We start from the raw sequence: 6000 nt of genomic DNA, 5'->3' as shown, positions 1-6000 counted from the left end.
CTTGCCGACGGCGGAATCCTGGTGGATCAGTCGGTGCTGACGGGCGAGTCGTTCCCGGTCGAGCGCGGTCCGGGAAGTACAGCGTATTCCGGCTCTTTGGTCAACCGCGGCGAGGCGACCAGCGTCGTGACCGCGACGGGCAGCCGGACCTATTTCGGGAGAACGGCGGAGCTGGTTCGCACGGCCGCGGCACCGCCCCGCCTCGAACGCCTCGTGGTGGGAATTGCCAAGTCCCTGGGCGCCCTCGATCTCCTCCTGGTCGTCGTCGTGTTCGCGGTCACGATCGTCGAGGGCAGGATGTTTCTCGGGGCTCTTCCGTTCATGCTGATGCTGCTGGTGGCCTCCGTCCCCATGGCCCTGCCGGTGATGTTCACGATGTCGGCCGCGATGGGCGCGCGCATGCTGGCGGAGAAAGGGATCCTGGCCACGCGTCTCTCAGCGATCGGGGACGCGGCGGCGGTGGATGTGCTCTGTCTCGACAAAACCGGAACGCTCACTGAGAACCGGCTGACGGTCGGACAGGTGGAGCCGTCCGCGGCGGGGAGCCCGGGCGAGGTGATGCGCCTCGCCGCCCTGGCGTCCGAGGAGGCCACGCAGGATCCGATCGATCTCGCCATCCTCAGGGCGGCCCGGGAGCGCGGGGTGGTGGACGCGTCGGCACAGCGGGTCAGCTTCGTGCCGTTTGACCCGGCCACCAAGCGCTCGGAGGCGATGGTGCGGCAGGACGGTCAGGTGCTGCGCGTCGTCAAAGGCGAGCCGGCGACCGTTGCCGGACTCGCCGGGGCGCCGTGGGAGGAGATCGCGGAGGCCGTCGCGCGCCTCTCCGCGGACGGGTCGCGCGTCCTGGCGGTCGCGGCCGGACCCGAGGGCCGGCTCCGCGTCGCCGGTCTCCTGGCCTTGAGCGATCCCCCCCGAGCCGATTCGGCGGCCCTGATCGCGGAATTGCAACAGCGCGGCGTGCGCGTGCTGCTCCTGACCGGAGACGGGGAGGAGACCGCGCGGGCGATTGCCGCCAAGGTCGGCATCGCCGGCGAGGTCGCGCCGTCCGGGACGATCCGCGAGGATCTCGATCCGGAGACGGCGACGCGCTTCTCGATTTTCCCGAGGGTCTTCCCGCAGGACAAGTTCTCTCTCGTCCGGGCGCTGCAGACGGCGGGCCATGTCGTCGGAATGACCGGCGATGGCGTCAACGACGCGCCGGCCCTCAGGCAGGCGGACATCGGGATTGCGGTGGCCAACGCGACCGACGTCGCGAAGGCGGCGGCGGGCTTCGTTCTGACCAGGCCCGGCCTCGGCGAGATCATCACGGCGATCGAGGCCAGCCGGCGGATCTACCGGCGGATGCAGACCTTCGTCATGACGCTGATGACCCGCAAGATCGCCATTCCAGTGTTTCTCTCCTTGGGCGTGCTGGTGCTGAACACGTTCGTGCTCACCCCTCTCCAGATCGTGCTGTTGCTGATCACCACGGACGTCGCGACCATGGCAGTCTCCGCGGATCAGGTGACGGCCTCACCCGTCCCGGACCGCTGGGCGATTCGTCCACTGATGGTGGCCGCCGTGGGACTCGCCGTTCCGCTGCTTCTGCTGAGCGGCGCGGTCTACTGGGCCGGCGCGAACATCTTGCTGCTCGGCACCGCCACGCTCCAAACCCTGGTGTTCTTGTGGCTGACCCTCGCCGGCTCACAAAGCATTTTGTATATGACGCGTGCGCGAAGCTATTTCTGGACGAAGCCCTATCCGGGGCATTGGCTGATCACGGCCACGCTCGTGCTTGTGGGCACCGTCATGCTCGTGGTCGTCGAGGGCTGGTTGGTGGCGCCGCTTCCGTCGTCCCTGGTGGGCGCCGTGCTGCTTCTTACCGTGCTGTTCCTTTTCGTCGCCGACCAACTCAAGGTTGCCTTGTTGCGGTTGGCGGGCTCGGACGCCAAATTTTGAGGAGGGGCGCCGAGCCATAAGAACTTGAGCCTCACGCGCACACTCCAGAACGGGTTTCTCAGAAGACCGCCTGCGATGTGGAGGGCACCGGGAGGGTCAGCGTGACCGTCACGATTAGCATCGGGTTGTTCCTGCTCGCGGTCGCCTCCGGTATGCTCGGGCTCGGCGTGGCTTTCGCAGCCGTCCCATTCCTGGGCCTGTTCCTGCACGATCTGGTGCATCAGGTACAACCCCTGTCTCTGTTTCTGAACGGCGTCACGGCGCTGTTCGCTTTGTTCGGCTTCGCCCGGAGCAGTCTGGTGCAATGGCGTCCGGCTATCTGGCTCGCCATCGTGACCACCGTCGCCGCCCCGCTCGGCGCGTGGCTCGCCCAGCACGTCGATCCCCGGTGGCTGTGGGCTTTCTACTTCGTGGCGGTCGCCTATCTCGCGTGGCGCATGTTTCTGCCGGACCACCCCGCCGCCGCCTCGCCGGCACCCGCGGAGGTCAATCTCCGGCTCGCCCTGCTGCTCGCCGCGCCCATCGCAGTCGCCGCCGGCATGCTCGGCGTGGGCCCGGGGTTCCTGCTCCTCCCCACCCTCATTGTGGTCGGCTTCGAGCCCAAGCACGCCGCGGCGATCAACGCCCTCGCCGTGACGCCGCCGTCCTTCTCGGCCCTGCTGCCGCACTTGGCCACGGCGAGCGTGAACTTACAGTTGGCAAGCGTGCTGGTGGTCGTGGGCGCGGCCGGATCCTTTCTCGGTGCCCGCATTACGAGCCTCTACGTCCCAGGCAGGCGGCTGAAGCAGTTCTTCGGCGTGCTCATCGTGGTCCTGACCGCGTATAAATTGATCCAAATCCTCGGCATCTAAAGGAAGCACCGATGGTGTGGCCGGTCCGGACGCCGCGCCGCTCGCCCAGGAGCGGTCGCACGGAATCTTCACGGGGGCGGCACGGGCGCTGCACGGACCGGCGGTACCCTCTCATCGGAAGCAAAAACCGGGGCTGAGTCAGTGTGGGGGCCCGGTCGATGAAGGAGGGAACGGCGATGAGGAAGCTCCTGCTGGTCAGCGGGATTATCCTAGCGTTGCTCGGGGCGGGCGTGGTCGTGACGCAGGCCGCGGCACCGTGGTTTGGTCCTTGGGGAGGGCCGGGGGTGCGTGCCGGTGGACCATGGGCTGGCCCTGGCGGGGTCGGTATCCCGGCCGACGTCGTGAGCAGCCTGCAGATCGCGGCCTTCTCGGGTGCGGCGAGGGCCCTGGGCATGTCCCCGGACGCCCTGCGTCAGGAGGTGGCGTCGGGAACGACGATTTGGGCGATTGCTGAGGCGAAGCACGTGTCGCCGGCCGATCTCCAGACCGCCGCGGTGAATGCTCGCCGCGATGCCGTTGATCAGGCGCTGAGCGCGGGAAAGATCACGCAGGACCAGGCCAACTGGCTGCTGCAGGTTGGGCCCGCGCGCGGCGTTGGGTTTGGTCGCGGCGTTGGGTTCGGTCCCGGCGCGGGACCCGGATTTGGGTTCCGGCATCCCTTCGGCTGGGGGTCCGGCGGGCCGTTCCCGCCCGGCTTTCCGCGGTAACGGGATGACCAGCAGTGGGGCGGGCGCAGGCCCGCCCCGCTGGATCCATCGAACGAGGCGAGTGGCAACCAGTTTTTCACGTAAGCCTGCATCGACGGCCGAAGGACGGGAGAGAGTCGACGCCATACGTATGTGACGTAGCCGTCCACGCTCGACGTATCAGGAGAGAGGTAACGCGATGTGGGGTTGGATGGGGATGTGGATGCTGATCTTCTGGGCCGGCGTCGTCGTGCTGGCGATCTGGGTGGCGTCCTGGCTCTTCCCCTCCACTGCCCAGCACTCTTCCTCGGCCCGCGAAACACTGGACCTTCGTTACGCTCGGGGGGAATTGACCCAGGAGCAGTATCGGCAGATACGCCAGCAACTTGCGCCGCCGCGAGCGTGGCCAGGGCCGTGGGGTGCACTGCTGATCGCGCTGATCCTGGTCGCGCTCGTGCTGCTGACGATGGCGGGGCCCTGGGGAATGCACGGTCCGTGGATGGCACCGTGGTATCGCCCCGGATGGCATCCGTGAGCGTCGCGTCGATCGGGGAGAGCCGGGTGGCCGGCCCTCGCGTGTTGGTGGTCGACGACGAGGAAAGCATCGTCGACCTGGTCGGGTCCTATCTGCGGAACGACGGGTTCCAGGTCGACATCGCCATGACCGGGTCCGACGCGTTGGCGAAGGCCAGGGCGTTTCGGCCGGACCTCGTCGTGCTGGACCTCAACCTCCCCGGCGTGGACGGACTTGAGGTGCTGAGACAGCTGCGGGCCGAGTCCGCGATCTACGTGATTCTGCTGACCGCGCGGACCGAGGAGACCGATCGGATCGTGGGACTCTCCGTGGGTGCCGATGACTACGTGACCAAGCCGTTCAGCCCCCGCGAGCTGGTCGCCCGCGTCCGTGCCGTCCTCCGCCGGAGCCGCGCCGCAGACGGCCAGCAGCCGGTCCAGACATTTCGGCGGGTGCGGGTCGATCCGGGGAGGCGGGAGGTCACGAAGGACGGGCAGCCGGTGACGCTCACCGCGCTCGAATTCGACCTGCTCTACGCGCTAGCGCGCGATTCGGGCCACGTGCTTACGCGAGAGTCCCTCCTGCAGCGCGTCTGGGGGACTGATTACTTCGGCGACGCCCGCGTGGTGGATGCGCACGTCAAGGAGCTGCGGCGGAAGCTCGGCGACGACCCGAACCGGCCGGTGTTCATCCACACGGTGCGCGGGGTCGGCTACAAATTCGCCGACGCGGGGACGTGAGCCGTATGGGTGCGCCGCGCCTACGGCTCGGCGGGAGGCTCTTTCTCTCTTCTGCGCTCAGCCTCGTCGTCGGGGCCGTGGTGCTGTGGGTGACGATCCAAATGCTGACCCCGGTCATCGTGAGCGAGCACCTCGCCGCGATGCCGCGGTTCTTCGGTCAGCCTCCTGAACGCATGACGGCATTTCTGAACGACCTGCTTGCCGCGGTGAACACGGCTGTGGGCGTCGCTGCGATCGCCGCCGTCCTCACCGCCGCCGTCGTCAGTCTTGTCGTCGCCCGGCGGATCGCGGCATCCATCAAGGCGATGGCCGTGGTGACGACCCGCATCGCCGCGGGGCGCTACGGGGAGCGCGTCCCAGTCGCCTCCGCCGATGAGCTCGGCGAGCTCGCCGTCCACGTGAACCAGCTGGCCGAGTCGCTCGAGGAAGTGGAGGCGCGGCGCCGGGACCTGATCGCCGACGTGGCGCACGAGCTCCGCACACCGATGGCGGGCATCGCCGGGTACATGGAGGGACTCCTGGACGGGGTGATGCCCGCTACCCCGGAGACCTTTCGCCGGGTAGCCCGAGAGACGGCCCGCCTCCAGCGGCTGGTGGACGATCTGCAAGAGCTCTCCCGGGCCGAAGCCGCGCAGGTGTCGCTCCACCTTCGTCGTGTCGAGGTCCGGGAACTGATCGATGCCGCCGCCGGCCGGTTCCGCCCCCAATTCGCGGACAAAGGGGTGGAGATGGGTGTCCAGATCGCGTCCGGACCCCTCCCGGTCCTGACTGACCCCGATCGGATCGGCCAGGTGCTCACCAACCTGCTCGGCAACGCCCTGCAGTACACACCCGCGGGCGGGCGGGTCGAGATCCGCGCCGGCCGCGCGAACGGGACGGTCGCGATCGCCGTCGCCGACACCGGAATCGGGATCGCGTCGGAGCATCTGCCGCACGTGTTCGAGCGATTCTATCGGGCGGACCGCTCGCGGGCCCGGACGAGCGGCGGCAGCGGCATCGGCCTCACGATCACCCGCCACCTCGTAGAGGCGCACGGCGGCTCGATCGGGGCGGAAAGCGCAGGCTTGGGGCGCGGCAGCACGTTCACCGTCACCCTGCCGTTGGCGAAGTAGGCGGGCACCTCGGCGACCAGAACGGCCAGAAGCGGCTTCAGACAGAAGCGCCCGGTCACGGCACTGGCTGATCTTCCGGCATCGCGCACAGAATCTTCACGAAAGCGGCACGGACGCCGCACAGACTCCCGGTACCCTCTCGTCTCAAAGGATATCCCG

Annotated in this window: 6 protein-coding genes; all 6 read left to right on the top strand. The window is 68.3% G+C overall.

Going from position 1 to position 6000, the window contains the following annotated elements:
- The coding region (locus VKT83_11220) for an HAD-IC family P-type ATPase (GenBank protein ID HLY23024.1) at nucleotides 1-1938 on the top strand (1938 nt) is incomplete at its 5' end.
- Nucleotides 1939-2039: 101 nt separating this feature from the next.
- Nucleotides 2040-2789, top strand: coding sequence for a sulfite exporter TauE/SafE family protein (locus VKT83_11215; protein HLY23023.1), 750 nt, complete (start codon nucleotides 2040-2042; stop codon nucleotides 2787-2789).
- A gap of 176 nt (nucleotides 2790-2965) precedes the next feature.
- Nucleotides 2966-3496, top strand: a complete 531-nt coding sequence (locus VKT83_11210) for a hypothetical protein (GenBank protein ID HLY23022.1) — start codon at nucleotides 2966-2968, stop codon at nucleotides 3494-3496.
- 196 nt (nucleotides 3497-3692) lie between these two features.
- Nucleotides 3693-4010 carry an SHOCT domain-containing protein gene (locus VKT83_11205; protein ID HLY23021.1) on the top strand — a complete coding sequence of 106 codons (318 nt, stop codon included), beginning with the start codon at nucleotides 3693-3695 and terminating at the stop codon, nucleotides 4008-4010.
- Nucleotides 4007-4729: a response regulator transcription factor gene (locus tag VKT83_11200; protein ID HLY23020.1), complete on the top strand. Its 723-nt coding sequence runs from the start codon at nucleotides 4007-4009 to the stop codon at nucleotides 4727-4729. The genes VKT83_11205 and VKT83_11200 overlap by 4 nt, the downstream gene beginning before the upstream one ends.
- Before the next feature lie 5 nt (nucleotides 4730-4734).
- On the top strand, nucleotides 4735-5841 hold the full coding sequence (locus VKT83_11195) for an ATP-binding protein (protein ID HLY23019.1): 1107 nt from the start codon (nucleotides 4735-4737) through the stop codon (nucleotides 5839-5841).
- The last annotated feature ends 159 nt before the right edge of the window (nucleotides 5842-6000 follow it).

Source organism: bacterium, assembly GCA_035308905.1.
Taxonomy (GTDB): Bacteria; Sysuimicrobiota; Sysuimicrobiia; order Sysuimicrobiales; family Segetimicrobiaceae; genus DASSJF01.
The sequence above is the reverse complement of the archived record's forward strand: the minus strand, read 5'-3'. Positions and strand labels throughout refer to the sequence as shown.

Bases quoted from the DNA above. Each gene is read 5' to 3' on its own strand.
- VKT83_11210 (HLY23022.1), top strand. From the start codon at position 2,966: ATGAGGAAGCTCCTGCTGGTCAGCGGGATTATCCTAGCGTTGCTCGGG.
- VKT83_11205 (HLY23021.1), top strand. From the start codon at position 3,693: ATGTGGATGCTGATCTTCTGGGCCGGCGTCGTCGTGCTGGCGATCTGG.
- VKT83_11195 (HLY23019.1), top strand. From the start codon at position 4,735: ATGGGTGCGCCGCGCCTACGGCTCGGCGGGAGGCTCTTTCTCTCTTCT.